The sequence below is a fragment of the Nonomuraea sp. NPDC050451 genome (assembly GCF_044458585.1).
This window is the reverse complement of sequence record NZ_JBITHZ010000011.1, coordinates 1-24,902: the sequence shown is the minus strand read 5'-3', so window position 1 is coordinate 24,902 and position 24,902 is coordinate 1. Positions and strand designations below refer to the sequence as shown.

At 67.2% G+C, this 24,902-nt stretch carries 30 protein-coding genes and 2 pseudogenes; 16 read left to right on the top strand and 16 right to left on the bottom strand.

Going from position 1 to position 24,902, the window contains the following annotated elements:
- Positions 1-387: 387 nt before the first annotated feature.
- The gene (locus ACIBI9_RS30460; RefSeq protein WP_397226763.1) at positions 388-1,389 is read right to left on the bottom strand and encodes an alpha/beta fold hydrolase; all 1,002 of its coding nucleotides are present in this window, start codon (positions 1,387-1,389) and stop codon (positions 388-390) included.
- A 109-nt stretch (positions 1,390-1,498) separates the two neighbouring features.
- Between ACIBI9_RS30460 and ACIBI9_RS30455 the strand changes: the two genes are divergently transcribed.
- Complete coding sequence (locus ACIBI9_RS30455; RefSeq protein ID WP_397226761.1) at positions 1,499-2,257, top strand: TetR/AcrR family transcriptional regulator; 759 nt, start codon at positions 1,499-1,501, stop codon at positions 2,255-2,257.
- 180 nt (positions 2,258-2,437) lie between these two features.
- On the opposite strand, the gene ACIBI9_RS30450 is transcribed toward ACIBI9_RS30455, so the two are convergent.
- Together ACIBI9_RS30450 and ACIBI9_RS30445 are read right to left on the bottom strand one after the other, a co-directional pair.
- On the bottom strand, positions 2,438-2,623 hold the full coding sequence (locus ACIBI9_RS30450) for a DUF4236 domain-containing protein (RefSeq protein ID WP_397226759.1): 186 nt from the start codon (positions 2,621-2,623) through the stop codon (positions 2,438-2,440).
- A gap of 428 nt (positions 2,624-3,051) precedes the next feature.
- Positions 3,052-3,513, bottom strand: coding sequence for an SLATT domain-containing protein (locus ACIBI9_RS30445; RefSeq protein WP_397226757.1), 462 nt, complete (start codon positions 3,511-3,513; stop codon positions 3,052-3,054).
- Between the two features lie 671 nt (positions 3,514-4,184).
- Here ACIBI9_RS30445 and ACIBI9_RS30440 point away from each other — a divergent pair.
- Positions 4,185-4,961: pseudogene (locus tag ACIBI9_RS30440) on the top strand (IS5 family transposase).
- A 325-nt stretch (positions 4,962-5,286) separates the two neighbouring features.
- On the opposite strand, the gene ACIBI9_RS30435 reads toward ACIBI9_RS30440, so the two are convergent.
- The 4 genes from ACIBI9_RS30435 to ACIBI9_RS30420 form a co-directional block, all read right to left on the bottom strand.
- The gene (locus tag ACIBI9_RS30435) at positions 5,287-5,505 is read right to left on the bottom strand and encodes an EF-hand domain-containing protein (protein ID WP_397226755.1); all 219 of its coding nucleotides are present in this window, start codon (positions 5,503-5,505) and stop codon (positions 5,287-5,289) included.
- Between the two features lie 270 nt (positions 5,506-5,775).
- Positions 5,776-6,291: a hypothetical protein gene (locus ACIBI9_RS30430; RefSeq protein WP_397226753.1), complete on the bottom strand. Its 516-nt coding sequence runs from the start codon at positions 6,289-6,291 to the stop codon at positions 5,776-5,778.
- Entirely contained in the window at positions 6,281-6,709 is a 429-nt protein-coding gene (locus tag ACIBI9_RS30425) for a MarR family winged helix-turn-helix transcriptional regulator (RefSeq protein WP_397226751.1), read from the bottom strand. Before ACIBI9_RS30425 ends, ACIBI9_RS30430 begins: the two co-directional genes overlap by 11 nt.
- 100 nt (positions 6,710-6,809) lie before the next feature.
- Entirely contained in the window at positions 6,810-7,007 is a 198-nt protein-coding gene (locus ACIBI9_RS30420) for a three-helix bundle dimerization domain-containing protein (RefSeq protein WP_397226749.1), read from the bottom strand.
- A 183-nt stretch (positions 7,008-7,190) separates the two neighbouring features.
- Between ACIBI9_RS30420 and ACIBI9_RS30415 the strand changes: the two genes are divergently transcribed.
- Positions 7,191-7,511 carry a PadR family transcriptional regulator gene (locus ACIBI9_RS30415; protein WP_397226746.1) on the top strand — a complete coding sequence of 107 codons (321 nt, stop codon included), beginning with the start codon at positions 7,191-7,193 and terminating at the stop codon, positions 7,509-7,511.
- 70 nt (positions 7,512-7,581) lie between these two features.
- On the opposite strand, the gene ACIBI9_RS30410 is transcribed toward ACIBI9_RS30415, so the two are convergent.
- The 3 genes from ACIBI9_RS30410 to ACIBI9_RS30400 all read right to left on the bottom strand — a co-directional run bounded on the left by ACIBI9_RS30410 (position 7,582) and on the right by ACIBI9_RS30400 (position 9,707).
- Complete coding sequence (locus ACIBI9_RS30410) at positions 7,582-8,334, bottom strand: hemerythrin domain-containing protein (protein ID WP_397226744.1); 753 nt, start codon at positions 8,332-8,334, stop codon at positions 7,582-7,584.
- Between the two features lie 165 nt (positions 8,335-8,499).
- The gene (locus ACIBI9_RS30405; protein ID WP_397226742.1) at positions 8,500-8,865 is read right to left on the bottom strand and encodes a hypothetical protein; all 366 of its coding nucleotides are present in this window, start codon (positions 8,863-8,865) and stop codon (positions 8,500-8,502) included.
- A complete protein-coding gene (locus ACIBI9_RS30400; RefSeq protein WP_397226740.1) occupies positions 8,856-9,707 on the bottom strand; it encodes an IS5 family transposase in 852 nt (283 codons plus the stop codon). Before ACIBI9_RS30400 ends, ACIBI9_RS30405 begins: the two co-directional genes overlap by 10 nt.
- Position 9,708: 1 nt before the next feature.
- Here ACIBI9_RS30400 and ACIBI9_RS30395 point away from each other — a divergent pair, with 1 nt between their 5' ends.
- The 4 genes and pseudogenes from ACIBI9_RS30395 to ACIBI9_RS30380 all read left to right on the top strand — a co-directional run bounded on the left by ACIBI9_RS30395 (position 9,709) and on the right by ACIBI9_RS30380 (position 13,509).
- A complete protein-coding gene (locus tag ACIBI9_RS30395; protein WP_397226738.1) occupies positions 9,709-10,596 on the top strand; it encodes a transposase family protein in 888 nt (295 codons plus the stop codon).
- Between the two features lie 42 nt (positions 10,597-10,638).
- A complete protein-coding gene (locus ACIBI9_RS30390) occupies positions 10,639-11,262 on the top strand; it encodes a DUF6461 domain-containing protein (RefSeq protein WP_397226736.1) in 624 nt (207 codons plus the stop codon).
- 1,063 nt (positions 11,263-12,325) lie between these two features.
- Positions 12,326-12,634: pseudogene (locus ACIBI9_RS30385) on the top strand (ISKra4 family transposase); the annotation flags it as partial.
- Positions 12,635-12,744: 110 nt separating this feature from the next.
- Positions 12,745-13,509, top strand: a complete 765-nt coding sequence (locus tag ACIBI9_RS30380; RefSeq protein ID WP_397226734.1) for a hypothetical protein — start codon at positions 12,745-12,747, stop codon at positions 13,507-13,509.
- 527 nt (positions 13,510-14,036) lie between these two features.
- On the opposite strand, the gene ACIBI9_RS30375 is transcribed toward ACIBI9_RS30380, so the two are convergent.
- Positions 14,037-15,269, bottom strand: a complete 1,233-nt coding sequence (locus ACIBI9_RS30375) for an alanine--tRNA ligase-related protein (RefSeq protein ID WP_397226732.1) — start codon at positions 15,267-15,269, stop codon at positions 14,037-14,039.
- A 629-nt stretch (positions 15,270-15,898) separates the two neighbouring features.
- Here ACIBI9_RS30375 and ACIBI9_RS30370 point away from each other — a divergent pair.
- A complete protein-coding gene (locus ACIBI9_RS30370) occupies positions 15,899-16,126 on the top strand; it encodes a hypothetical protein (RefSeq protein ID WP_397226730.1) in 228 nt (75 codons plus the stop codon).
- The gene (locus ACIBI9_RS30365) at positions 16,123-17,148 is read left to right on the top strand and encodes a hypothetical protein (RefSeq protein ID WP_397226728.1); all 1,026 of its coding nucleotides are present in this window, start codon (positions 16,123-16,125) and stop codon (positions 17,146-17,148) included. The genes ACIBI9_RS30370 and ACIBI9_RS30365 overlap by 4 nt, the downstream gene beginning before the upstream one ends.
- A 30-nt stretch (positions 17,149-17,178) precedes the next feature.
- Here ACIBI9_RS30365 and ACIBI9_RS30360 read toward each other — a convergent pair whose 3' ends face one another.
- Positions 17,179-17,904 (bottom strand): hypothetical protein, encoded by a 726-nt coding sequence (locus ACIBI9_RS30360; protein ID WP_397226726.1) that lies wholly within the window; start codon positions 17,902-17,904, stop codon positions 17,179-17,181.
- A 596-nt stretch (positions 17,905-18,500) separates the two neighbouring features.
- Here ACIBI9_RS30360 and ACIBI9_RS30355 point away from each other — a divergent pair.
- The 3 genes from ACIBI9_RS30355 (at position 18,501) to ACIBI9_RS30345 (ending at position 19,971) form a co-directional block, all read left to right on the top strand.
- Complete coding sequence (locus tag ACIBI9_RS30355; RefSeq protein WP_397226724.1) at positions 18,501-18,626, top strand: hypothetical protein; 126 nt, start codon at positions 18,501-18,503, stop codon at positions 18,624-18,626.
- 413 nt (positions 18,627-19,039) lie between these two features.
- On the top strand, positions 19,040-19,576 hold the full coding sequence (locus tag ACIBI9_RS30350) for a CAP domain-containing protein (protein ID WP_397226722.1): 537 nt from the start codon (positions 19,040-19,042) through the stop codon (positions 19,574-19,576).
- 179 nt (positions 19,577-19,755) lie between these two features.
- Positions 19,756-19,971 (top strand): hypothetical protein, encoded by a 216-nt coding sequence (locus ACIBI9_RS30345; protein WP_397226721.1) that lies wholly within the window; start codon positions 19,756-19,758, stop codon positions 19,969-19,971.
- Positions 19,972-20,020: 49 nt separating this feature from the next.
- Here ACIBI9_RS30345 and ACIBI9_RS30340 read toward each other — a convergent pair whose 3' ends face one another.
- The 3 genes from ACIBI9_RS30340 to ACIBI9_RS30330 form a co-directional block, all read right to left on the bottom strand.
- Positions 20,021-20,455 (bottom strand): hypothetical protein, encoded by a 435-nt coding sequence (locus ACIBI9_RS30340; protein ID WP_397226719.1) that lies wholly within the window; start codon positions 20,453-20,455, stop codon positions 20,021-20,023.
- A 154-nt stretch (positions 20,456-20,609) separates the two neighbouring features.
- Positions 20,610-21,257, bottom strand: coding sequence for a hypothetical protein (locus ACIBI9_RS30335; RefSeq protein ID WP_397226717.1), 648 nt, complete (start codon positions 21,255-21,257; stop codon positions 20,610-20,612).
- Between the two features lie 118 nt (positions 21,258-21,375).
- A complete protein-coding gene (locus ACIBI9_RS30330) occupies positions 21,376-21,753 on the bottom strand; it encodes a hypothetical protein (protein ID WP_397226715.1) in 378 nt (125 codons plus the stop codon).
- 425 nt (positions 21,754-22,178) lie between these two features.
- Here ACIBI9_RS30330 and ACIBI9_RS30325 point away from each other — a divergent pair, with 425 nt between their 5' ends.
- From ACIBI9_RS30325 to ACIBI9_RS30315, 3 genes are all read left to right on the top strand, one after another.
- Positions 22,179-22,592, top strand: coding sequence for a DUF6313 family protein (locus ACIBI9_RS30325; RefSeq protein ID WP_397226713.1), 414 nt, complete (start codon positions 22,179-22,181; stop codon positions 22,590-22,592).
- Complete coding sequence (locus ACIBI9_RS30320) at positions 22,589-22,879, top strand: DUF6313 family protein (protein ID WP_397226711.1); 291 nt, start codon at positions 22,589-22,591, stop codon at positions 22,877-22,879. Before ACIBI9_RS30325 ends, ACIBI9_RS30320 begins: the two co-directional genes overlap by 4 nt.
- A 174-nt stretch (positions 22,880-23,053) precedes the next feature.
- Positions 23,054-23,263 carry a helix-turn-helix domain-containing protein gene (locus ACIBI9_RS30315; protein ID WP_397227309.1) on the top strand — a complete coding sequence of 70 codons (210 nt, stop codon included), beginning with the start codon at positions 23,054-23,056 and terminating at the stop codon, positions 23,261-23,263.
- A gap of 122 nt (positions 23,264-23,385) precedes the next feature.
- Here the strand turns inward: ACIBI9_RS30315 and ACIBI9_RS30310 are convergent, their stop codons facing one another.
- Positions 23,386-23,823, bottom strand: a complete 438-nt coding sequence (locus ACIBI9_RS30310; RefSeq protein WP_397226709.1) for a hypothetical protein — start codon at positions 23,821-23,823, stop codon at positions 23,386-23,388.
- A 63-nt stretch (positions 23,824-23,886) separates the two neighbouring features.
- Here ACIBI9_RS30310 and ACIBI9_RS30305 point away from each other — a divergent pair, with 63 nt between their 5' ends.
- On the top strand, positions 23,887-24,666 hold the full coding sequence (locus ACIBI9_RS30305; protein WP_397226707.1) for a hypothetical protein: 780 nt from the start codon (positions 23,887-23,889) through the stop codon (positions 24,664-24,666).
- Positions 24,667-24,902: the final 236 nt, after the last annotated feature.

The following is a 24,902-nucleotide window of genomic DNA, read 5'->3' as shown; positions in this document are numbered from 1 at the left end:
TCCACGGGCTGGACGCGGATGCCGGCTGGGCCTTCGAGCCAGCGGGTCATGATGATCAGTCGGGCGGCGCGAAGCGGGGCACGTCCGCCAGCTTGAGCTCGTGAAGATCGTCATCGGCCTGCTCCGCGGCCGTGTGAAGCTTGCGGAGCGCGAGAAGCGCTTCGTCGAGGGTCGGATCGCCGTCCAGGGCGCGGAACGCTTCCCGGGCGGGTTGAGTGCGGCCTCTATCGCCTCTTGCGGCTCATCCATGAACCGACGTTACGGCCCCGCTGTCCTCCGGGGATGCTGTCGGCGAAGTAGACCGAAACGGGTCCTTTCTGTGTTTGGAGTTGTCTGCCGCCGAGCCGGCTTCACCGATGAATCAACAGGATGAAGCCGGGAACATTTTCACGAAGTGGTCGGCTCGCTGGTGAGTGCCGGGCGGACCTTGGTGAGCATCAGGTCGAGGAACCGGTCGGGGCGGCGGAAGGAGGCGAAGTGGCTGGCGTCCTGGATGAGCGCGAAGTTCTTGATCGGGGCGGTGACGTCGTCGAAGAACCGCTTGGCCGATGCGGCGGGGGTGATCACGTCCTGCTCGCCCTGGAAGATGAAGAACGGAAGCCGGAATGCGGTGCCCTCGGCCCATTCGTCGATCGTCATGGATTCGGGCGCGAGGCGCTCGGAGAAGCTCATGGGCTTCATATAGGCGGGCAGGTCGCGCAGCGTGTGTAGTGGCGAGGTGAGCAGTGAGCCGATCACCACGGTCTTGACGGTGTCGAAGGTCAGCGGGTCGGAGCCGACGGTGTGCTTGTTGTACTGCGACCATGCCTCGAGGTCCCAGGCCGACCGGTCGGGGCCCATGGCGGTGACGGCGGCCAGTTCCTTGTCCTTGCCCGCCTGGGTGAGCCGGGCCACCAGCGCCTGGTAGGCGGTGCGGTCGCGGCCGCCGGCGTTGATGTTCTGGTCGGTGCCGACGTAGGCGGAGTACAGCTCGGGGTGGCTGCGGGCCAGCCGCATCCCGATGAAGGAGCCGAAGGAGCAGCCGACCAGCACGACTTTGTCGACGGCGAGCCGGGCGCGCACATGCCGGGTGACCTCCAGGGCGTCGCTTTGCAGTTGCCGCAGGCTCATCTCGCCCTGTCCGTCGGGGCCGTTGTGGGTGAAGGTCTTGCCGGCGCCGCGCAGGTCCCAGCGCACGATGGTGAAGTGCCGTTCCCAGCCGCGGGTGCGGGCGGTGTAGATGAGGTTGCTGGCGCCGGGGCCGCCGTGGATCTCCAGGATCACCGGGTTACGCAGGTCCTCGCCGCGGATGGAGATCCACTGGTCGATGCCGCCGATGCGGACGAAGCCGCACTGGTCAATGCCGTGGCCGGTGGTGATGCGCAGCCGCCGGGCGTGGGCGCCGCGCATGAGCTGGCGGTAGCCGAGGAGGCCCGCAGCGGGTGCGGCAACGACGGTGGCGGCGATGTTGGACGGGTGTCAACCGACGCCCGCCGAAACACCACACGAGGGAGCCACCATGGCCAGGGCCGCCAAGCCGCGCGAGGACAAGGACAAGCCGCGCGACCTGCGCACGGGCATCGCGCTGCTGTGGGGCGAACAGGACCCGCCCGCCCGCGGCCCCAAGCCCAGCCTCACCCCCCGCCGCATCGCCGAGGCCGCCGTGACGCTCGCCGACGCCGAGGGCTTGGAGGCCGTCTCGATGAACAAGGTCGCCGCCGCGTTCGGCGTCTCAGCCATGGCTCTGTACCGCTACGTGCCCGGCAAGGCCGAACTCGTCGAACTGATGGTCGAGGCCGTCCTCGCCGAACACCCAGACCTGTCAGCCGCCGCTCCCGGCTGGCGGCCCCGGATCGCAGCGTGGGCCCACCGGCAGTGGGCGGTCTACCAGGCCCACCTCTGGCTGCTCGCGGCCACCGCCATGCGCCGCCAGCTCATAGGCCCAAACCAGCTCGCCTGGATGGACGCCGCGCTCGCCGCGCTGGAGCCGACCGGTCTGGCCGCCCCCCAACGCCACCAGGTCTTCCTGCTGGTCGCCGGACACGTACGCAACCAAGCCCAGCAACTGGCCGACTTCGACGAAGACCACAACCAGGAGTGGGGTCACCTGACCGGCGAACTGCTCAACCGCGACGCCGCCCGCTTCCCCGCCCTGACCACCGCGATCGGCGAAGGCGCGTTCGCGCCCACGGGGCTTGATCCTCTCGACTTCGGCCTTGACCGCATCCTCGACGGAGTCCAGGTACTCATCGATCGGGCCGAGGACACCTCATCGTGAAACGAAACGATCCGTCATCTGCACCGCGGAGGGGCACCGCGGCCGCTGAGCGTCCGCCGATCAAGTGGCCTGCGGCGGGCATCGCCACCACGACGACGCGAGCGTCAGAGGTGACCATGCGCCGGTAAGCGTTGAGTTCCTGGGACGCTTCGGTACTCGGTTCTTTGCCGCCCGAGGCGGTCAGCGGCGGGTGCTGGTTTTGCGCCAGGTGAAGCCGCCGGGCAGGTTGATCGACAGCGTACGGCGGCCGTCGGCTGTGCGGGTCACCCGGAACAGCCGGTTGCCCCAGCTGTGGCCGACGCCGCGGCGGGACAGGTTCAGCCGGAAGGGGCCGAATTTGATCGACTTGCGGTAGCTCCAGCCCATATCGCTTTCCTCCGTCGGTCTCGCATGCAGCCCTTCAGCTACCCGCAAAAGCGCGATATATCGACTTTGGTAATGGTTCGGGCAAGTGGAGCAGGTGCGCCTCGGCCATGACGGCACCCGGATGTGGGGCTCGGCCGGTGCCCAGCCGACCTGGGCGCCGGCCGCACGAGAGAGCGGCCGGAAGGAGTCGAACCTCTACCTGTGTGGCAACCGACCAGATTCCACCCGTGCCTTCATGATCACCTGCTGGAGGGCGTGATGGTCAGCTCGTCGAGCCGGTTCATGAACGCGTCGATGTCGGCGCAGCGTTCGGCCGTGACCCACACGATGCGGATGATCTCGTGCAGGACGTGCCCGCGCTCCTGGCCCAGGCCGATGAATCCAGCCCGGCGCAGCCCTTCGGCGGCGTGACGGCCTGACGTCTGCTTTCAGGGGGGAGTGCCTGGTCGCGTACGCAAGTCTTGCCAAGCATCCAGATGGGTAGTCATCAACTGCTCGAACTCTGTGCGAAGCTCGTCAACTGTGGCGTTCGCCAGTGACCCGTCGCTTCGGGCGAGTTCATCATTGAGCTTCCGCTGTAGCGCCTGCAGGCGTGCCCAGTGGGTGACCTCCAGGATCCACTGGCTGCGGGGATCGAAGTAGGCATCGATCGCCATCATGACGGTCGCTGTTGCGCTGAGGATTAGGGCAACGTGGGTGAGCATCTGCCCGAAAGTCCCGCCAACCTTCAGCCCTAACGAGACCGTGGTAATGGCGGAAGCGAACGTGGCAGAGAGGCGCAGGAAGAAGGCGAGCCGCTTGTTTCTCCGGCGCTGCGGAGCGATCACAGCAAGCTCTGCTTGGATATCGTGCTGGAGCAGTTCGGTACGCCCAACAGACGTGTTCGTCACAGAACGTGGATTACCGTATTGCCGGCTGCACGCCAAGTGGGAGTCCACTTACAGATCGTTTCAGCATGCGGTTCGTAGCTTGCGGAGGCAGATGATGCTGCAGGCCACATGAAGCAGGCCAGAAACACGAAATCGCCGACGTTGCTCTCTATGCTGGTCCGATGGCTGACTTCTCTCCACCTGCAGGCCACGCCGGTACCACCACACGCGGTCCCCCCGGCCACGCCTGCGCAGTGGTCGCTATGGGGGCCGCACTCGCGGTGACCGCCTTCCTTCCATGGACAGGCTTTACCGCCCCAGCCGATCAGCCAAGCACCGGCCTTGGCAGTGGCGCCGTCTACAACTTCCCCGGCATCGATAGCGTTTCTGGCGTTTGCACGCTCATGGCTGGGGCCAGCACGGTGGCGCTGGGATGTGCCGAACTGCTAACCCGTCGCCGACTGACAGCGTTAACGGTCATCCCCGGGGTGTTCGCGGCTTTGGCCTTGGTGTTCTTCGCCATCAGATCAGGTGGGTTTGCAACTCTCATGGCCGACGATCCATGGGCCTCTTGGCATGAACCCACGCTCAGACCTGGCTGGTTTGTCGCTCTGGTAACAGCAATGGCCGTGATCGTCTTCGCTGCTCTGTCCCTCACTCGACGACGCTCATAGCAGCTGGTTTCGGATGAGATTCGGCGTGGTGGTTGCGGTACCGATCTTGTTCCGGATGATCTGTGGGAGTGTGTGGCGGGGCTGTTGCCACCGCGTCCGCCACGCCGTGTGCGCCACCCGGGGCGGCTTCCGGTGGATGACCGGATGGCGGTGGCCGGCATCATCTATGTGCTGACTCGGGATGTGCCGTGGCGTGATGTGCCCGCCTCTGTTGTCGGGTGTTCTGGAGTGACCTGCTGGCGGCGGTTACGCGATTGGACCGAAGCCGGCGTGTGGCCGCGGCAGCACGAACTACTGCTGGCCGAATTACGTGCGGCCGGCCTGTTGGATATGGAAGCGGCCTCGATGGACGGCTCGCACATTTGCGCTCTCAAAGGGGGGGCCACGTTGGACCATCGCCTGTTGATCGAGGTCGTCCCGGTTCCAAACACCACGTAATTGTTGACCGGCACGGCACACCGCTGGCCGTCTCGGTCACCGGTGGCAACCGTCACGACGTCACCCAGCTACTGCCGCTGCTGGACAAGATCCCGCCCATCAGAGGAGTGCGCGGCCGGCCACGCCGCAAGCCGAGGCGGCTGTATGCCGACCGGGGCTACGACTACGACCTCTACCGGGCTGCTGCTGTGGCAGCGCGGCATCAAGCCCGTCATCGCCCGCTGCGGAACGGCGCACGGCTCGGGCCTGGGAAAGGTTCGCTGGGTGGTAGAGCGCACTATTGCCTGGCTGCACCAGTTCAAACGACTACGCGTCCGCTCCGAACGTCGAGCTGATCTGTATCAAGCGGCAGCGTGAAGAATCTCGCGGGCCGCGACGACAGCGCAGGCGGCGACGCATGCCTCGTGCCGACGTTCCGAATGCGGAACGCGCTCATGGGTTCGAGGGAAGCGGCGGGCCTTGCATGAACGCTGGCATGTCTCGGGGAGACAGGCCCCCGGATACGTGCGCTTACCCATGGCGCCCGGGGGCCGTCCCTATCGCTTCCCGAAACGAAGCAACCACCGGGACCATCCGCGCCGAGCGGAGCAACCGGTGGAGGTTTCCGCCATTGCATCTTCCCGGACGTTCCTGGTGCCTACCGGGGCGACCGGTTGATCGTTTGCGGTAGGCAAGCGCGCCGTTACTTGTTCCAGGCCACCAGGAACTCCGCCAGCGAGATGCGCCCGTCCATGTCTCCATCGTGCTCGTCCGAGACCTTGAAGATGGAGTCGAGCTCGGCGGCGGTGACCTCCTCGCCGCGCGTGTTCATGGCGAGCGTGAACTCCTCTCGCGTGATGTATCCGTCCCCGTCGCGGTCGAACTCCTGAAACATGGCGGTCGGGTCGTCGAGATCCGGCATGGGTGACCTCTCATGGTGCGATTCATGCGATGTATGGACAAGGCAACATCGAAGCACGAGCTTGTACCCCACGCGAGGAATGACGGGCCGAAAGACGCCGGTCACGGTGCCTATCCCGGACTTCAACGGAAGGAAGTCAATCAAGCCAACCGCCACCACCTGCTGGGCCTCCTCGTGGTGATCGTGCCGTTGCCGTTCTCCTTCTTGATGGGGCCGGTGGCAGTCGCGCTCGCCCATGGACGAACTGCCCGAGGGGGTGCCGGGACGAGGTCAGCCGTGTTCGGCGTGCTGGCCGTGGTCGGTGACCTGGGCGTCGAACCAGGCGTGCAGCGCGTTGATCAAGGCCGGGTCGGCGGAGGTGTAGGTGATCCGGGCGCCCGCGGGCACTTCGGTGTAGCGGATGTCGATGCGGCTGTGGCCTTGTTCGAGGTCGCGCAGGCCCGGCATCTCGCCGCCGTGGATGGAGGCGGGATCGCCGTAGTCGCCCTTGCTGAAGCCCGCCGCCTCGGCGGTCAGGTGCTCGCGGATCAGCTTGACCTGCTGGGCGTCGGCCGGATCGTCGGAGGTGACCGTCTGTGTGCCGCCGGTGGCGGCCTTGGCGAACTGGTGTGTGGTGCGCTCCAGGTCGAACGGCATCACCTTCCGGCTCCTGGCCGCAATCTCCGCCTGCCGGGCGGCCAGTGCCTGCTGCTCGCCCCGGTTGATGAGAACGTACGCCGTCGCAGCCACGACAACGGACGCGAGCGCGGCGATGAGTGCCTGGACGCGGCGATTCCTAAGTTTCATCGATGGCCTCCGTGAGGATGGTCAGGGCGCGCAGCACGTCAGCGCGTTCGCCCTCGGGAACGCGGTCCAAAATGGCGGTGAACCGCTTCGCCCTGGCCTTGGCCAGCTGCTCTGCGGCGTTCGCCCCTTGCGGGGTGAGCTGGACGAGCACGCCTCGCCCGTCGTCCGGGGCAGGGGTGCGCTCGGCCCAGCCGCGGTTGATGAGCTGGGTGACCAGGCGGCTGGTGCTGCTCTTCTCCAGGCGGAGCCGGTGCGCCAGGTCGCTCTGCCGCAAAGCGCCGTCCCTGGCCAGCTCGCCCAGTGCGTGAGCCTCCGATACCGGGATGGGCTGCCCGCAAGGGGTCTGGTCGGGTTGATGAAGACCGAAGGCTCGGACGAACCGCGCCACGGTCTCCTGCAACTGCATCTCCTCCGACATGGTTCGACTATACAACTAAAATCGTTGTAGCTTGCAACCATGATGGTAGGCGTAGGAGTGACGAGGGGTCGTTCCAGAAGCGGAACAGTGCAGCCCGGGGTTAGTGTGCGAGCCGGTCTCGTACCGCGTTTTCGATGAGGACGGGGAGATAGGCGTCCGTGCCGGCATCGGCTGAGACCGATAACTCCTGATAGGCCTGCTGCGCGTAGGACTCGATGGTGGCGCGCTCCTGCGCCGGGTAACGCGCGGCCAGGTTGGCGATGATCGGGGCAAGGAGTGCGTCGTTGTCGGTGGCCATTGGTGTCCTCCGTCGATATCGGCCCCCGATATCCTCTGACGATAAGGCTTCGCGGTGAACGCGGCTCAAACGACGGGTGAGCACAACGTTCCTCCTGCTGCAGGGCGAAGGCTCCGACATCGGTGGCCGATATCGGTTTCGCCATATGCTGGAGGCGGCGCCGAGTCGGGATGGTGGGCGAGGATGAGGGAGTTCCAGCGCGGAGCGGTACGGTTGCACATCCTGCATCACGCTGCCGAGCAGGACATTCACGGGGCGTGGATGACCGAGGAGCTCAAGCGGCACGGCTATGCGATCAGCCCTGGCACGCTGTATCCGACGCTGCATCGGCTGGAGGCCGACGGGCTGCTGTCCTCACGGCAGGAAGTGGTCGAGGGCCGGGTACGGCGGATCTACCGGGCCACCGAGGCGGGTGTGGCAGCGCTGGCGGAGGACCGTAGGGCGTTGCTGGAGCTGGCACGTGAGGTGCTGCCCGAGGCGGAACGGCCACCGGGGGCTGTTTGAGCTCTGAACGTGGTGATCGCCTGTGCCCGAGAGTCCCGGGCTCGCCTCCAGCGTCCGGCCGGGGAAATCGTCATACGCGGGGTGTGAACTGGCTCAGGTCGTAGATGCGGAGCGTCTTTTCGATGTCGGCGACCTGCGTGACGATGCCGGTGAAGCCGGCCGCGCCGAAGCGGCGGTGCTCCTCGTCCTCGAAGGTCTCGGCCATCTGGGCGAATTCCTTGGGCGGGATGACGTCCCGCATGGCAGGGAAGACCACGGTGTCCTCGCGGGCCTCGTGCGGCTCGTACATGCGGATGAAGGCGGCCATGTTCGTGACCAGGTCGCGACGGGCCTGCCGGGGTGTGGGTTTGGCGGTGGCGTTCAGGATACGGCCGGTCAGGACGCGTCCGCGCTGGTGCTGCTGGAGCAGCACCGAGACGGTGTCGGTGAGCTTGCCGGCCTTGACCAGGCGCGGGAAGACGTACCGTTCTTCGAGTCGCTCGTGATATTCCTCGATGAAGGTCCTGATGATGCCGGCTCCGGCGTGCAGGGCCTGTTGGGGGACCTGTTCGCCGGCGTTGATCCGGCGGATGCCCTCCCGGTAGATCAACAGTACGCGTTTGAGGACCCCGTGTTCCCGCATGAGGTCCTCCGGTGGCGTGACCGGCACCTCTTGCGCCTGCTCCTGGCCGGGGGCAGGGGTGGGCGTTGCGGCGCTGCTGGCTTGTTGTGTGGTGCCGCACGCGGTCAGCGCCGCCGACCCGCAGGCCAAGGCGACGGGCAGGCTGAGCACTTGGCGGCGGCGCACGATCGGTGTTTCGTGGTCGGCCGTTGCTTCGTCCATCACCTTCAGCGCTCCGTCCCCTGGCCAGTCCGACGCGGTCCGGCTGGACGGCATCACGCCGGATGCCTGCCCGGTCGCTGGTGATCCGATGCGATGACAGGGGCAATGCTTGCCTCAGCTCGGCTAGAACGTGTTTTCAAAGGGCTGTGTGGATGAGTCGGCTGGTCATCTGGCACGTTGAAGACGGGCCAGCCGGTCGTTAACGTGCCGGACGACCTTGCTGTGGTCGGTATGGAGGGTGGTCTGGTGCTCCTGCTGGTCCGGGTTGGCGAGTTCGACCTCGTAGTCGCCGTCGGGTAGCAGGGATACCGAGGCGTACCAGGAGGCGCTGTCGTTGGCCGGGGTGAGGGTGACGAACGTGTTGTCATCCTGGTTCAGGCCGGAGATGCGTGGACAGACCGTCGTGGCCGGGGTCGTCGATGAAGCGGCCGTCTTCGGTGTCGGCGATGCAGAAGGTGGCGGCCATGACGGATCCCCTTGGTGGTGAGGCTCCAGGATGGCATGCCGGGGCCGGTGCGGGGTCAGAGCCATTCGCCGATGATCGCGATGTGCAGGACGGCTTCGTAGCGGACGGCGAGCTTGTCGTATCGGGTCGCCACGGCGCGGTGGCGTTTGAGCCGGTTGATGCCGCATTCGACGGCGTGCCGGGCGCGGTAGTCGGCCGCATCGATCAGCGGTGGCCAGCAGCCGGTGCGGCCGCGTCGTTTGCGGTTACGCATCTGATCGGCGGGTTCGGCGATGGTGGCCTTGATCCGGCGGCGGCGCAGGTAGGCGCGATTGGCGCGGGAGGAGTAGGCCTGGTCGCCGCGCACGCGGATCGGGCGGGTCCGGGGCAGGCCCGGGCCCAGGCGGGGCACCCTGATGGCCTCCAGCACGGGCACGAACTGCGGCGCATCACCCCGCTGACCCGCGGTGAGCAGGAACGACAGCGGCTTTTGACCCTGTTCACCGGCCAGATGAAGCTTCGTGCCCAGGCTGCCCCGGAACCGGCCCAGCGCGTGATCGGCAGGCTCGGCAGAGTCCGGCCCGGCCGGTGGTTCCTGCTGGGCGGCCGGATCCCGGCGAGCTTCGGCGGCGTGCTGATGCGCCCGGCAGATCGTGGAATCGACGGTCACCCTCCCAGGCCAGCTCGCCCAGGCCTGTAGTTGCGTGACCAGGTCGGCCCATACTCCGGCGCGTTGCCGGCGGCGGAAGAATCCGTACACCGTCTGCCATGGCCCGTAGTACTCGGGAAGATCCCGCCACGGCGCCCCTGTCCGGACCCGCCATCGGATGCCATCGATCAGTAATCGACGCGATACCACGGCCGGGCGTCCCCGCCCGGCCGTGACCGGCAGTAACGGCTCCGGCACCGCCCACTGAGCTCTTTCCATCGTGAAGGCGCTGGTCAGGATGGGCCTGCGGAAAGCAGTGGCGGATGAGAGGAGGCTCCCGATAAGACAGCAGTCGACCAAGATCCGATGCCCCAACCGGGAGCCTCGTTGCTGCTTACGTGCCTCGATTCCACTGTCCAACCACACCCTGATTCGCCTGGCCGAACTCATCCGCACCCGGCACGCCGAACGCCGCTCCCTGTGGCGGAAGTTAGACCCAGCGCAGCAGGCGCTACTGGTCCTGGCCCATTTGTGCAATGGCGACACCTACGCCCGCCTGGCCGCCGGTTTCGCCGTAGGGACCACCACGGCCTGGCGCTATGTTCGCGAAGCCGTCGATCTCCTGGCCGCCCTGGCCGATGACGCCCACGCCGCTGTGGCGCGAGCGGCCCGGCTGGTCTACACCATCCTGGACGGCGCTCTCATCCCGATCGACCGCCTCGCCGACAAGCGGCCGTATTGCAGCGGCAAACACAAGCGGCATGGAATGAACGTGCAACTGCTGGCCGACCCCATGGGCCGACTGGTGTGGGCCTCGCACGCGCTGCCGGGCGCCGTGCACGACGTGACCGCCGCTCGGAAGGTCGGCCTGATCGACGCCTTGACCAGCGCCGACGTGAAGACCTTTGCGGACAAGGGTTATCAAGGCGCAGGCGGCACGATTCGGACGCCGTTCAAGTGGCATCGCCATCGGCCCGGGTTGTCACGCGGGCAGCGGGACGTCAACCGCGCCCACGCCTGTATCCGGGCCATCGGGGAGCGTGCCGTCGCGACCTTGAAGGGCTGGAACGTGCTGACCAGGCTGCGCTGTTGCCCGCATCGAGCGACCGCGCTCGTGCAGGCGATCCTTGTGCTGCAGCTCGTGGAAGAAGGCCGCTACTCAGGATGAAATGGCTCTTGTTGTGTCGGTGGGTGCTGCGAGCATGACGGGATGATCGCGACTCCTGACGACTACTCCTGGTTCTCCCCTGAGCGCTTCCCCGGCCTGGCGGATGCCTACTGCTTCACCTACGTCCGCGGCCTGACGCCTGAGGAAGTGGTGACCCGGCTCGGCGTCCGGGTTGAAGATTGCTCTCGCGTGACGCTTGATGAGCTGATCCGGCGGCAAACCTTCGGTGCCGTCGCCGTTGGAGACTGGGTACTCCTCGTCGAGGCCTACGGCGGGCTTGGTGTCACCGAAGAGATCATTATGCCGCTGTCGGCGGGCACCCGTCTCGTCTCCCACTTCTACCTCGACGTCGACGGCATGGACTACTTCTACTGGATCGACGACGGAAAGATCCGGTTCGAGTTCGCGTACCAGGAAGGCTATTCCCACTGGATCAAAGACGGGAAGATCCAGTTCATGTTCAGGCACCATGAAAGCTACTCAGAGGAGCTGCCGGACGAACTCCTAGAGACTCTGGAGCGGATCGACTCCCCCGTCTACTTGATCGCCGACCCCCACGAAGGGCCGGCGTTCCTCCTGGCCGAGCGCCTCACCGGGATCACGATGACGCCGCGGCTGCTGGAGGAGTCCACTTACCTGTGCGGAGTCGTTCCCGGGTCGAGGTGAGCAGAACCCACCGTCCACGGCCCCCGCAAGTTGGCCGCGGACGGTGGATCACTTCGCTGCACGCTCCTGCGGGCTCCACGGGGACACCGTTCTCCGCGGGCCTGCCGTACCAGGCCATCAGGATGAAAAGGCCTCATTGCTCATCACTGAGATCCCCACGCACCCAACGATCATGAAGGTCCCAGGGATCACCGACAAGATCAATTCGGAAACAGACTCTAGCCTCGCGACCGCCGCTGGAGAGCCGGGGAAGCAGGCCTGAGACGACGCCCTCGCCCGCGCCACCGGCCCAGCAGCACGTACACCTGACGCCGTGAGATCCTCAGTTCGGCCGCCAACCCACCCGCGGCTCGGCGGTCAGCCGGCCGATCATCTCCGCCTGGCGTACCGCCACGTCCCAGGCGTCATCCGGGGCGGTCAGCACGCCCCGCTCAATGATCTACGCCCGCCCGCCGTCCATGCCGGGACCTCACCGTCGCGCACGCGAGTACAGAACAAGATGCACCGTAGCGCAGAGGACTACGGACAAGCCGGTGCTCCACAGTCCTCTGCACAGATCCCCGAAACCCCAGGACATCCGTGCACATGACTTCGGAAAGTGACACGAGTTTCGGGACGATCGTTCCTGCGGAAACACGATCGCGGCGAGGCCTGTCCCAAAGGGGGAAAGGGCCCTCAGTGCTCGCGTCGACCATGGACGCCAGTCGTGCGCCGAACCGCACCCTCCGCCTGCTTCAGCTCGTGCGGCCTAAGTCGGGCGTTCAACCTCCACCGCGCCGTCCACCTGCAGCGCCGTGCTGAGCGCCTTCTCTGCGGCCCACAGGCGCGCGATCAGGTCAGACCGCCCTGCGCTGGTTCGTCGGCCAGAGCGCGAAGGTCAGCGGCGACCGTACGGGTGCCGTCCACGTCCCACTGGTAGCCACTCGCGCCCTGTGATGGGGTTGCGTCGTGGCAAGGCCTCGCCGCGACGCAACCCGAGGGGGACGGGCTCAGGAAAGGGTGAAGCCCGGGGCCGTGACAGAACGCGATCGCAATCGCGGGCCGCGGTCCGCAGTGTCCAGCGCGCGGCGGATTGGAGACCGCCGTCCGTTACCTCACCCGCCACCGCGATTACCTGCGTCACGACCACGCCCTGGAACAGGGCTGGCCGATTGCCACCGGTGTGGTCGAGGGCACAGCCAGGCACCTGGTCGGCGACCGCCTGGAGATCACCGGCGCAAGGCGGGGGCTGGCCGGCGCCGAAGCGATCTTGAAGCTACGCGCTGTGATCTCCAACGGCGACCTGAACGCGTACTGGACCTATCACCTCGACCGTGAACAACACCGCCTTCACCAAACCCACTGCCAGGAGGAGCATGCCCTCACAGCTTGAAACGCAGTGACTCAGTGCGAGTTGCGCACCCGTTGGAGGTGGTCGACACCGCGATGTCCGCCCCATGAAATGTGATGATTGTGTGCCGCTGCCCGATCTAGGGTGCGGGCATGTCTTACGTGCTCCACGGTGTTGTCGGTGACTTTGACCATCTCCGCTCCCTGTCGGACGGTGTGCCACGAGCTGTGGTGGCGCCCCTCCGGCAACGCCTGGGGCTGCTGCCGGTGACTGACGGGATTTTCAACGAGCTGACCGACGACCGGCGGGAGAGCGGGCCGTTCACGCTCATGTCCCCGGCGTTCGCCGAGAGACTGAAAGACTGGTCACGCGGCGGCCATATCGCTTACGTGGAAGCGGACTTCTGGGGTGGTGACGGCAGCCAGGCCGCTGCCCTGTGGGAGCACGGCCGTCAGAGCTGGGGTCCCGAGTACGCATGGATCCCGGTGGGACCGCCACACGAGGACTGGCCGATCAACGCCGTGCTCGCGCGCCTCGGAGTGGTCAGAACGGGCGCGTTGGACCTCTTCGACACGGTCGGCTTCGGACAGGAACGCGACATGGAGGGGTGGCGCTGGGCGGGCCTACATGCCCTGGACGCCGCCAACTACGACACGTGGGAGGCCGCGCGCCGTACCAAGGAAGAGGCCGATGCCCGCGCCGCTGCTCAACGTGACAGGTACATCAGGCGTGACGATGTCCCGGTCGTACTCGACGGCAGAACGGTGATGCAGATTCTCGACATACCGCCCTCCCCAATGGTGGGGGCCGCGATCCGGCACCTCCAGGAGGTTTACCTGGAACGTGGCTCCCTCACGCGCGACGAGGCCGCCACCGAACTTCGCCGCTGGGCCCAGAGCTTCCGAAGCACTCGATGAGTCGCGAGCCGCCGGGATGTGACACACGGTGAACGTAGTGGCGCTGACGTTCGAAGCGGAATCGCCCAGTTGGCGACCAAGGCGCCGCCGACACGCGGTTGACACCAGCGGCGATCGAGCGCTATCTGCCTCTGAGCCTGGTCATACAGCGGCTGACCACCGCCCGCCAGTCCCCGTAGGAACGAGGGCCGTCAACACAGCTACCAGCGCCTCACATGCTTGCACACCCACAGGTGGAAGCCGCCCGCGATCCAACAATCACGACAGGAAAGGCAGATCAACAAGTCACTGCGGAAGGCTACACCCATCCCCGGCTCACCCACCGCGCCGCCTGGTCGACCACGAAGGCGAACTGCCCATCATCGAGGGCACTCTCATCCGGCTGAAGGTCGAGCATCTGCCCGGCGACTGTGACGCCCCGCCGGTCTGGCTGTGGTCCTCCAAGACCGGCGCCGCCGGCACAGACGTGGATCGCTGGTGGCAGGGGTTCCTGCGCAGATTCGATAATGATCAGCCTTCGCTTTCCCCTAACCTCGAGAGCCGGGCGTGTGAGTGAATGGATCTGATCCACTCTCGGCGAGGAGGCCGACAACGAGGTCGCGGGGCAGGCCATGGGTCTGGTGCAGATAGTCGTAGTCCTCCTCGCTCAAGTTCCTGATGAAACCCTCTCTGGTCAGTACCTGCCGGCCTCTCCTGAGCAGCTTGGAGAATCGTCGCTCTTCATCGAGAAACACCTCCCGCACATGGCTGACCTCGCGTGGCTGCCGAAAATGCTCCAGCGTGTGCTCAATTACGTCCCGAGGAAGGTCGGACAAGGTACGGGATGGATCATCGCGCCACAAAGTGGTGAGCACACGCCGGGTGAGCCGGCGCAGCACGTAGCCCCGCCCGGTGGTGGACGGCGTGACCCCGTCGCCGATGACCACGATGCCGGAACGCAGGTGGTCGACGATGACGCGTAATGACGTCTCGTCTGTCCTCCACAGGGACGGGATGGTCTTCATCCACGGCTGGAACACATCACAGTTGAAGATCGACGGTTGGTCTTGCAAGATCGTGAGGAGCCGTTCCAGCCCCATCCCCGTGTCGATGCTGGGCCGTGGCAGAGGTTCGAGGCTGCCGTCCTCGTGGCGGCGGTAGCGCATCCGCACGTGGTTCCACACCTCTACCCACCGCTCGTCAATGGACGGGGTTCCCTGTGGCGGTCCGTCCCCGATCCATACGAAGATTTCCGAGTCAGGACCGCACGGACCGCTCGGCCCGTTGGACCACCAGTTGTCCTCACCGGTCAGCTCCACCGGCACGCCCAGCTCGCCCCAGGTACGCAGCGACTCCGTGTCGGGCCCGACCTGCTCACCGCCACCGAAGACTGTGACGTACAGGCGGTCGGAGCGGATACCGAAGCCGTCTCGCAGCAGCTCGTAGCCCCATCGGAGGCTCTGCTGATGGTCGTAGTCACCCAGCGACCACGAGCCCAGCATCTCGAACATCGTCAGGTGACTGCAGTCGCCGACCTCGTCCAGGTCAGTGGTGCGCAGGCAGCGCTGCAGGTTGACCAGGCGGCGCCCGAGCGGGTGCGGGCGGCCTTCCAAGTACGGGGTGAGCGGATGCATGCCGGAGGTGGTGAACAGCACCGGATCCCCGGGAGGCGGGAGGAGCGAACTTCCGGTGATGCGCTGGTGTCCACGCTCGCGGAAGAAGTCAAGGAAGGTGCCAACGGTCTGGTCGGTATTCATTGGGGATGGGCCCTTCATGGTCATGAGGACCGGAAAGGACCGCAAGAAACGGGCTGCAAGCAACACAGCCCCGACGACACGCCTGCGGCCGTTTTCCGGTCGCCGGCGGTGTTGAGGAGGTCAGGCAGCGGCAACCGACGAGCGAGTAGCTCGTGCGGCTGCGATGAGAGTGCGCGTGGAAACCTCCATGGCCCGACGATACCAAGCGGCCGGGTGAATATCTCTTGGAATTTCCGGCCGGCAGGGCCGAGGAGGCGATGGTGCTCGCCTCAGACGGGTCCGCCAACGCCGCCCCGAGTGATAACAGAGTGAGTCAGCTTCATCCGGAGGTGGGAACGGATCCGGCTCGCCACGGTGTGGGAAACATCGAGGACTAGCTTGATCCGACTCGAAGATAGAACGTCAGCTTGTAGTACTTCGTTGTTCGTTTTGGTGGTCGCTGACGGCAGGTCGGCGTCGACCTGTCCAGGTAGCTGAGCTAACCATGCCAACGAACGAGCACCTCACCCAAACATCGCTGTCATACGCTCAAGGTCGGACGGCACAGGACATCTGCTGCGACAGCGATCGTTTCCGCTGCAAGGTGATGTCGCTGAGAAGTAACAGCACCCGAGGGCTTGCGGTGGGAGCATTGATGTGCTTAGCGAGATGAGGTGTCGCTGGTGCAGCCCAAATCCAAGGTCGAGTTGTACGCGGCGATCCGCCGCGATTCTCGAGCGGGGCTGTCCATCCGGGCCATCCAAAGCAAGCACAACATGGGCTTCCTGACAGTGGAGAAGGTGCTGGCCTCGGTCTGCCCCGAGCCGCGCAAGCCGCTGCCGCCCCGGCCATCTCGGCTGGACCCGTTCTGTCGGACCCGGCTGTCAAGATCGCCCGTATGAGGACGCAACCCCCCACGTCCGCGAGAGCGGACGTGCACGTGAGCCATCATCAGATGCTGGTGAACGAGGAGACGGGCGCCGACCATCCGTCCCACGTCCCCAATGGTCTGACGGCGTCGGCCCCCGGAGCGGCGGTGATCCTGACCGGCATACACACCGGAGTCGTGGACGTCACGGTGCAACTCGCCGACGAGCCCCCTACCACCACGGCCGAGGGATGGGACGAGGTGGAGGACGTGGAGCTGATCAGCTTCACGGGCGGGACACGGTTGAGGGGCCTCATGGGCCACATGCCGGAGGCGCTCCCCAACCTCACCCCGTACGGTCCTGGCCGCTACGGCATGCGTGTGCACGCGCGCGGCCGCGACATCGATCCCTGCGCCGTGCCGAGCGTGCCCTTCGAGTTCTACCTGGTCACGATCTGGCCCATTGAGGTGGGGTCGAAGGCGTGCGCCAAGCTCGGCGTGGGCGTCGCGGAAGAGCTGAGGCTGCCGGACAAGTCCGCCGAGATCAGGCGCTGGGCCCGGGAGCACGCGCGGCCGGAGAGCGAACCGGGGCGCATCGCCGGGAAGGTCGTTCCCCCTCTGCCGCCCGCGCCCGTCCTGGGCACCGCATGGGCGACCGAGCATCGGTTGCGGGTCGTCAATCCCTACCGGGAGCCCGCCGCCGGACCGGCGCTGCCGGAGGGCCTGGTCGCCGCCGCTCCGGACGCGGTGGCCATCAGGACGCTCAAGGGCCGGGGCGTGGTGGGGGTGCACGTGCGGTGGGATTCGTCCGGGTCGTGCGGACCCGTCTCCAGATGGGAGGAGACGGAGGAGATCGAGTTCGTCACGACGACGGGCATCATGCAGATCGAGGGCATGCAAACCCGCGACGGAGCGCCGCCCCCTAACCTGACCTACCAGGGCGCTGGACGCTATGGCCTGCGCGTCCACGGGCGAGCGCGGCCGGGTGGTGGGCTGTCGAACCGGCCCGGCGAGTCGTACCTGCTGGTGGTGTGGCCGATCGCGCTCGGAGCCTGAAACGTCGGTGCCGCGCGCCCCTATCAGCAATCACATGAACACGTTATGTGAGTTGTCGGGCCTCAGAACGCTGCTACTTCTCACCGACATGCCGGCCCCGATCAGCCCCCGAGTGCTGTCCAAACTGACCGACAAACGCTGCAGCAAGATCACGCGACCCACGAGCTTGATGGCTGCGGCCGTGGCGGTCAGCCGGCGTCCCTCGGTGCGGTAGACCTCCAGTACGGCGGCGATGGTCTCGGGCTGCAGGCGTGCTTTGAGGTCCACAGCCGCGCCCCGGTATCCGTTGCGAAGTGCGGCCAGGGCGCTGTCGACGTGGCCAGCGGCCATCCAGGTCGGCACGTAAGGGTCGTGGACCACCTGATGGGCCCGGTAGTCAGGCGGTAGGCGGTCCAGCAGCCAGGCGGTCGCCTGTCTGGCCAAGCCGGGATCCTCACCGGGCAGCGGGACCTGAGCAGGCCAGCCAGCGGGCCGGGCCGCCGCGGCGGACTGGCCGGTGTGCGCCGGTCCGGCGACCTCATCATCGGGGTTCTGTGCGATGTACTCGTGGTCGACGGCGCTGTAGCCGACGCCCTGCGGCAAGCCCACCCGATCCATGGGCAGCCATTCCTCGCGGGGGACGAGCTTTCCCCGTGGGCCGGGTGTGATGTCTATCCAGGACACCTTTGCCATCTGCCGTCCGTCGGCGAAGGCGCGCCGTTTGAGCAGGTAGTCGGCACCGTCAGGCAAGATTCTGACTGCTGGTGCATCAGACATGACTGGCGACCATATCGAACGCGCGTACGATCTAGGAAAACCGGCCCTGAAGGCGCTGGTCCCCCCTTGGGGTCCTAGCCTGATGTGGGCAGGCCTCCTACCTGGTGCGACTACCCGTTCAACCCCGGTAGGAGGCCTGGCCACCCACCTCGCTCAGTGGGTGGCATCATGATCGCTACTGGTCCAGACGAGCCAGACGTACCAGGACAAGCAGAGAAGCGGGTTTGTAATTCCCGATCCCAGGCTGAACCCTAAGGGATCGGAGTGGACCTCTCACTATGCGTGACAACACCCCGGATTTGGGTTTCCCCCGGCACGATGGAGTCGCTGCTGGAGGCCCGGATCGCGGGTTGAGCTTTGTCCCCCGGACGAGAATTTCGCCTCCCTCTGCCAGTCCGCCGCTGGTTCACTGACGCCCGAAGGAAACGTTGAACCCGCTGGCGAGGAGGCGGCCATGAGACATCCGGGGCCGTTCGGGTTTTGCTGGAGGACTGGCAGGGGGCGCAGCGTGTGGGGCTGGGATGAGGGCCCCGGCAGCTGGTGGGCGCAGTTGTGGCGCAACGACCTGCCTGAACCCGGTAGCCGACGCCCCGCACATGGGGATCGGGCCGCTCGCTGGGTGGCGCATCTCCGCGGTGAGCGGCCTGGTGCCGCTGATCGCCGCCGCCACCAGAGCCGATCCAGACCGTATCGACCAACTGCTGGCCGAAAGCATGCGCTGACCTGTCCCCAGGTCCCCGCCGCCCGTCGGCGTAGCAGCGGGACCCGGGTGGCCGCTCGGCTTGGTGAAGATGGGAGGCCATTGACAGGAGGGCAAAGAGCAGTCTGTCCAATCCGGGTCAAAACTGTGTTTCAGGCGGTAAGGGGCAGTTGTTAAGTTGCCAGCGAGGCCCCGGAACGGAGGCAAGCGATGCGCCCCATATCGCGTCTTCGACAGACAGCCATACTCACGTCGGCCGGCGCCGTCGCGCTGACCCTGACATCCATACCTCCAGCCCAGTCAACAGCCGGGATCCCAGCTACGCAGCTCAAGACCACCGAGTGCCCGAAAGCGGACTGGGTGTACAACCCCGACCCGTCTGCTTTCCCTGACACGCCGCAAGGGCGTGCGGCCTACAGAATGCAGCGGGGCGACATGGAACGGGCGATCTTGTGTCTCGTCAATGAGGCGCGCGCCCGTCACTTCAGGCCGGTGGGTCGTCGGCTGCGTCCCCTCGCAATAGGCCGGAGGATCATGGGGACGCCCTCCGTCAAGATCGCCGCCCAACGGCACGCCGATGACGCGGCCAGACTCCGCTGGTGGGGAACCGTCGAGCAATTTCCGGGCTGCACCCCAAGGGAGAATGAGCCTGATCGATGTAATCCGCACATCAACCCAGTAACCAAGACGACCCCTGAAATCCGCGCGAAGGACGCAGGCTTCGGGGTCCGCGTCCGCTGCAGGCAGTCCTGGCTCGCCGAGAACACCTACACAGGCGCAGGCCGTGAGAGGGTGACACCTCGGGCAGCTTTCGACTGGTGGATGCAAAGCGCCGGCCATCGGGCCAATATCCTCAGCCCGACGTTCAGGCACATGTACGTCGGCATCGCGGTGGGCAGCGCAGACCCATCCCACGGGTCCATCACTCCAGCCAACACATACGTTCAGATGTTCGAACGCTGCGACGAGTGACGCACCTCTAGAACCACTGATCCGATACATCGTCGGTTCGGCCTCGGATTTGGGGTTCCCCCAGCACCACGCCTGGTTCACTGCTGCCCGGAGGAAACGTTCAACGTGCTGGCGGGAGGTGGCCATGAGACATCCAGGGCCTTTCGGGGTTCTTGCTGGAAGGCTGGCAGGGGCGCAGCGTGTGGGGCTGGGATGAGGGCACCGGCAGCTGGTGGGCGCAGCTATGGCGCAACGATGTGCCGGACGACCCGGTCGCCGACGCCCCGCACGTGAGCATCGGCCCCCTGTCCGGGCAGCACATCTCCGCGGTGAGCGGCCTGGTGCCCCTGATGGCCGCCGCCACCGGAGCCCATCCCGACCGTATCGACCAACTGCTGGCCGAAAGCATGCGCTGACCGCCCGGGCCCCGCCGCCCGTCGGCGGGGCCGGCGGGGCCCGGGCGGGTCAGCGGCTCAGCCCGGGACCGCGGTCGACACCGCGGTCGGGTGGCGGCCGATAGGCCTGGCGGCGCTTATGCTCGCGCCGCAGCCCAGGCGTGGGGCGGGTGACGTCGTCGGCCCGGGCGGCCGCCGCGCGCTGGCGTCGGGCGTGCTCGACGCGGGCGACGCGTTCGAGCTCGCGCTCTCCACGGACAGCGGCCAGCTCCTGCTGGGCACGCTGGTGAGCGTGGCGGGCGCGGCCGGCGCGGTACGTGGCGTCGTCGACGTCGCGGGCCCGGGCCGCGCGCTGGAGCGTGGCGAGGTCGCGTTCGAGATCGTCGCGCTGGCGCCGCACCAGCGGCCAGGCCGCCCGCAGCGGCGCTGCGGCGGCGGCGGCCTGCTGGGCGGCCCTCTCCAGGGCGGGGCCTTCCTTCACTACGGGCGCCAGGCGCTCGCGCACGGCGCCGTCGACGGCTCTGCAGTGCGCTTGGCGTCTTGGCGGTCCGGGTCGCGGGCCTGGCCGGTCAGCCGCTCGACCGTCCGCCGATCGCGGGCGGGGTCGGCGGCGCGCTCACGTTCGGTGTGCTGGCGGGCGATCGGCTCGGGCTCGGCGGTCACCAGGCGGTCGGCGCGATCGCCACGCAGGGTGGCGGCGTAGGCGGCCAGCGCGCGCTGCAGCTCGATGGCGTGGTTGTCGGACTCGCCGTACCGGGCCCGGTCGGCGTCGCTCTCCAGCAGCTCGCGGCAGATACAGGCGGGCCGTCTCCCGGTCCCGGGACATGGCGGCGTAGAGGCTGTGCGGGTCGAGGCCGTGGCCGTAGACGAGCGCCTGATCCACGGTGACGCCCTTGGGCGGAAGCGACTGTCAGGGCGGTGCCGTGTCCCAACCCGCCGGCGGCGATGTAGCCGGGAGTGATCCATTCCTGTTCCACGCGCGGCCCGTCCGCGTATGGAGCGCGCCATTCGACCAGCACCCGCCGCTGGTCATCAATCCGTACGAGGCGGCCGCGGTAGCCGTTGAGCACGTTGGCGCCCTGGCCGTGCCGGGCCCGGTAGTCGTTGGTGGGCACGCGTACGTGGTCGCCGACGGCCAGGGCGAGCGTGCGGCCGCCGGCTTGGCGGTAGCGCACCTCGGGGCCGGAGATCTCGCCGGCGGCGCGGCGCACCGCCCGCGCCGCGGCGTTGAGCCGGTCGACGTCGGCGTTGGTGGCGGCCGGCAGCGCCACGTTCGCCAGCTCGGCGTGCACGTCGCCGGCGTACACGGCGGGGGCCTGCTGCCAGTCGGTCGGGCTGCGCGGTGTCGGCCGCAGTGGTTGTTCGGGCGGGTGGGGGCGGTCGAGGCGGTGCAGCGCGCCCAGGCCCAGGGGTGGGTATAGGGCGTCAAAGCTCGGCGCCGGGGCACTTCGCGAAGTTGATGCCGGGGCCGTAGTTGACGTTCGCGGCCGACATCCAGCCCCACGTGCGGGTGCCCTTGATCTGCATGTAGCCCCACGGGGTGCCGTAGCTGTTGATCACCCAGCAGTGAACCCACAGCTTGGTGCCTTTGCGGACGTTGGTGATGGTGGCGCACCTGCTGCCCTGGTAGGGCCCGGCCTTGAGGTTGAACGAGCCGGTCATGGTCACGTAGCCGGGGTCCCGGTTGGCCACCCGGGGATGCGGGCAGCCGAGCTCGGTGGTGGTGGCGCTCGCGGCGGGGGCGGCGACGAGAGCGGTGGCGGTGATGGCGCCGGCGGCAACGAGGGCCTTGAGTGTCTTCATGTGAGCCTCCTGCTCGAGTTCGTGGAGGCATCGTGCGGCCCGGGGTGTTGAGATGCTGTTGAGTCTGTGTTGAGTGCGTCAGTACCGCCGAGGTGCCGACGGGGGAGCGCTGCCCTCGGCGAAAAACGCCAGACCAGACCCAGCGGGCAGGGAGCACAATGGGCCCCATCCATCCTGTGGCTTAAGTCTCTGACAGACGCCGCGGGGCGCCGTCAATAGCCTGTCGCTCAACAGACACAAAGAGCCCCTTGGCTCCCCTCGCGGAGGAGGGAGCCAAGGGACTCTGCGGACTGCGGCGGGGGATTACAGCCTCAGCTTGATCGCCATGGGTGCTTGCGGACGTGCACTGTAGAAGGTAGGTCCGATAGCGTCTGCCGGTCGTTTTGGCCCCTTGAATGGAGTCGGGGAGCGGTTACCGTCAAGGCATGACACCGGCTGGGACGCAGCCGCCCCCGCGGGCTCCGCTGGTGGCGCGGTGCCGCAGACGCCTGCGATCCCTGGCAGCGCTCAGCAAGACCCGGTACTGGTTGCTCACCCGCGCTCTGTGGGTCGTCCTGGCCTTCGTGGTGGTGTTCGTCGTCGACGGGATGCTCATCGGCTGGTCGACGGCGTACGAGGTGCTGATCGGCATCAAGTCGCCGGCGGAGGCGGGATCGGCGCCGGTGACATGGCTGGTGTCCATCGTGGGCTGGCTGGCGATCCCGGCGTTCGTCGGGGGCACCGTGGGCTACCTGGTGACCCGCCAGATCGAGGACCGCCGCGGCCGCTCGGCAGCGGAGGTGGTTGAGGACCTGCGCCGCCGGGCCCGAGCCAACCGGCGGCCGGGGAGCCGGCGATGAAGTCTCTGGCAGACCTGCGCGAGCAGGGACGGGACGCGAAGCGGTTCGTCGAGACGTTCGTGCTGAAGGTCCATGCGGGCCGTTGGGGTGAGGCGGAAGATCATTGGGAGCGGTCGGTGGTGGACTTCCTCAACACCAAAGACATGGAGGGGCTATCGGTGCGACGGGCCCTGGAGGAGGCTCAGCGCATGGCCATGGCGGCCCTGTGGTACCCGGCCAAGCGCTGGGGGACGTGTTCGTGGTGTCCCCGGCCTGAGGGGTGGGACAAGATGGCGGGCGGCCGCTAGGTTGGCTGTATGGCGGGCACGCGAACAGCGCGGACAGCACAGGAGGTCGCGGCACGGCTGATCAGTCGTGCGGCACCGCCGACAGAGAACGCCGCCGACATCGAGAGCGCTGCGGACGCGCTGGTCGAGCTGGCCCGTGCCGACGCCGTCACCGATCTCGAGGTCAGCCGTGTGATGCCCGCGCCCCGCTACGAACGGCCCTTGAGCGAGGTGACTTTCCTGACGGTCGCGGAGGTGGCCACGGTCCTGCGCGTGTCGAAGATGACGGTCTACCGCCTGATCCACAGCGGTGAACTGCCCGCCGTCCGCGTCGGGCGCGGCTTCCGCGTCCCCGAGCAGGCCGTGAACGACTACCTGTGGGAGTACCAGGGGCACCTGCGGTGATCGTGTCTCCTGTGCGGGGCGCTACCCTGCGGCCTGGACCCAGGCCGCGCACCTTTATTGGGACGGAGTAACCCTGCGGCCGATCCTGTAGCACGATGGGTGTTCGGCGGCGAGTCGCTGTTTTAGCCGCTGGCTGTCGCGAGCATGTGCTGAAGGAGCTTTGCCTCGCGTGTGGTGAAGCGGGCCTCGCCTGGTGCCGGGTGTTGGATCTCTGGCGTCGGCTCGGTGGCTGGTGCGTGGAGGGCCATCCCTACGCCTGAGCTGGTGTGGGCGACGCTCAGGTACAGGTCGCGAATCGTCGCGTCGTCGCCCGCGCGCAGGTGACGGTAAACGCGGTTGGCGGCGTGCCGTCCCGTGCTGGCCTTGGCAAGGCGGACAGAGCCCTCGGCGGTGATCGTGGCGCCGTAGGCCAGCCACTCATCAGCCCGCTCGGCGTGGCCGGCGGCCATGTAGGCGTAGGCAACCTGTCGGCAGATCTCTTGGGGGATCGATCCGTAGAAGCGGTCACCCGCGCGTGGCCGAACCCCCAGGGCAAGGTCGGGGTAGGGATCGATCAGCATCAAGGTTCCCCGGGGCGGCCGCGACCGTATCGAGTGCGAGACGGGGTATGGGAGCCTGAACGCGTGGCAATCGAGTGGTCCCGGCAGGAGGTCCTCGCAGCGGTCACGACATGCCTGTCACGTGCGGGCGCCGTGACGGAGGGCTACTCCGCGGTCAATGTCAGACCGGAGCCCGACGGGATGTTGGTGATCTTTCGCTGGCGGCGGGACCCGAACCTCTACGCCATCGCCGTCGAGTATCCGACGGCGCCACGGAGTCCGTGGACCGGCATGCCGGTGCACTCGGCCTACGAATGGGCCGCGGACGTCGCGGGCTGGCTCGCGGAGGAGCTCGCGACCGGGCTGGTCCGCCGCGGCCGCCGGACGATCCGCAGCGGGTACGTCCTGCTGGACCCCCGCGACGCCCCCGACGTCTGCCCCACCGGCTACTTCGTCAGCTTGGTTCCCCCGCATCCGACCGAGGCCGGCTCCTGGCTGGCCAAGGCGGGGCTGGACGTGACCATCCCCAGACAGCTGATCGCCGAAAGCAGGCTCGCCTGCTGGCTGCAGGCCTACGTCAACAACGAGCGCGGCAGGCCCTTCGTCGGTCATGCGGCCGCGTCCTGGGAGAACGAGCAGCGCACCACCGTCCGTCTCGACCTGGTGCACGTCCTGCCCGGCATTCCACCGGAGGTACGCAACGCGCTGGTGCGTCTTGCGGTCGGCGAGGCGACCGAAGCCGGTGCCCTGCGCGTGGTCACCGAGATCGACGATGCTGCCCTTGCCGGGCTGGGGTTCCGGCCCGCCCCCGGCGACGGCCTCGTACTACACACCGATACCCAGCGTCCGGCCCAGAGCACGTGACTCCTGCAGGGCAGGCCAAGACAACGGTTACGGTGCGCTACTGACCCATCGTGTCGCGAAGCACCGTCAGAAACCGGCTCTGGCGCTGATCTTGTTGCGGAGTCGGCCGGGTTCGTGTTGTTCCTGCGTCGAGGGGTGCGCTTTGGTGATGCTGGTGCGCGTGCATAGATCAGGGGTTTGAGTTACTGCTGCCGCATTTTGCCTCAGCCCGCGTGGATTCAGTGCAGGTCGAGGAA

Coding starts and splice junctions, on each gene's coding strand:
- ACIBI9_RS30400 (WP_397226740.1), bottom strand. CDS start 9,707: ATGGAAAGAGCTCAGTGGGCGGTGCCGGAGCCGTTACTGCCGGTCACG.
- ACIBI9_RS30315 (WP_397227309.1), top strand. CDS start 23,054: ATGCCCGCGCCCCGCTACGAACGGCCCTTGAGCGAGGTGACTTTCCTG.
- ACIBI9_RS30390 (WP_397226736.1), top strand. CDS start 10,639: ATGATCGCGACTCCTGACGACTACTCCTGGTTCTCCCCTGAGCGCTTC.
- ACIBI9_RS30415 (WP_397226746.1), top strand. CDS start 7,191: ATGAGGGAGTTCCAGCGCGGAGCGGTACGGTTGCACATCCTGCATCAC.
- ACIBI9_RS30420 (WP_397226749.1), bottom strand. CDS start 7,007: ATGGCCACCGACAACGACGCACTCCTTGCCCCGATCATCGCCAACCTG.
- ACIBI9_RS30405 (WP_397226742.1), bottom strand. CDS start 8,865: ATGGCTCTGACCCCGCACCGGCCCCGGCATGCCATCCTGGAGCCTCAC.
- ACIBI9_RS30360 (WP_397226726.1), bottom strand. CDS start 17,904: ATGTCTGATGCACCAGCAGTCAGAATCTTGCCTGACGGTGCCGACTAC.
- ACIBI9_RS30455 (WP_397226761.1), top strand. CDS start 1,499: ATGGCCAGGGCCGCCAAGCCGCGCGAGGACAAGGACAAGCCGCGCGAC.
- ACIBI9_RS30350 (WP_397226722.1), top strand. CDS start 19,040: ATGGAACGGGCGATCTTGTGTCTCGTCAATGAGGCGCGCGCCCGTCAC.
- ACIBI9_RS30355 (WP_397226724.1), top strand. CDS start 18,501: ATGGGGATCGGGCCGCTCGCTGGGTGGCGCATCTCCGCGGTGAGCGGC.
- ACIBI9_RS30435 (WP_397226755.1), bottom strand. CDS start 5,505: ATGCCGGATCTCGACGACCCGACCGCCATGTTTCAGGAGTTCGACCGC.
- ACIBI9_RS30410 (WP_397226744.1), bottom strand. CDS start 8,334: ATGGACGAAGCAACGGCCGACCACGAAACACCGATCGTGCGCCGCCGC.
- ACIBI9_RS30430 (WP_397226753.1), bottom strand. CDS start 6,291: ATGAAACTTAGGAATCGCCGCGTCCAGGCACTCATCGCCGCGCTCGCG.
- ACIBI9_RS30450 (WP_397226759.1), bottom strand. CDS start 2,623: ATGGGCTGGAGCTACCGCAAGTCGATCAAATTCGGCCCCTTCCGGCTG.
- ACIBI9_RS30330 (WP_397226715.1), bottom strand. CDS start 21,753: ATGAAGACACTCAAGGCCCTCGTTGCCGCCGGCGCCATCACCGCCACC.
- ACIBI9_RS30375 (WP_397226732.1), bottom strand. CDS start 15,269: ATGACCATGAAGGGCCCATCCCCAATGAATACCGACCAGACCGTTGGC.
- ACIBI9_RS30365 (WP_397226728.1), top strand. CDS start 16,123: ATGAGGACGCAACCCCCCACGTCCGCGAGAGCGGACGTGCACGTGAGC.
- ACIBI9_RS30460 (WP_397226763.1), bottom strand. CDS start 1,389: ATGCGCGGCGCCCACGCCCGGCGGCTGCGCATCACCACCGGCCACGGC.
- ACIBI9_RS30320 (WP_397226711.1), top strand. CDS start 22,589: ATGAAGTCTCTGGCAGACCTGCGCGAGCAGGGACGGGACGCGAAGCGG.
- ACIBI9_RS30425 (WP_397226751.1), bottom strand. CDS start 6,709: ATGTCGGAGGAGATGCAGTTGCAGGAGACCGTGGCGCGGTTCGTCCGA.
- ACIBI9_RS30380 (WP_397226734.1), top strand. CDS start 12,745: ATGTCTTACGTGCTCCACGGTGTTGTCGGTGACTTTGACCATCTCCGC.
- ACIBI9_RS30325 (WP_397226713.1), top strand. CDS start 22,179: ATGACACCGGCTGGGACGCAGCCGCCCCCGCGGGCTCCGCTGGTGGCG.
- ACIBI9_RS30310 (WP_397226709.1), bottom strand. CDS start 23,823: ATGCTGATCGATCCCTACCCCGACCTTGCCCTGGGGGTTCGGCCACGC.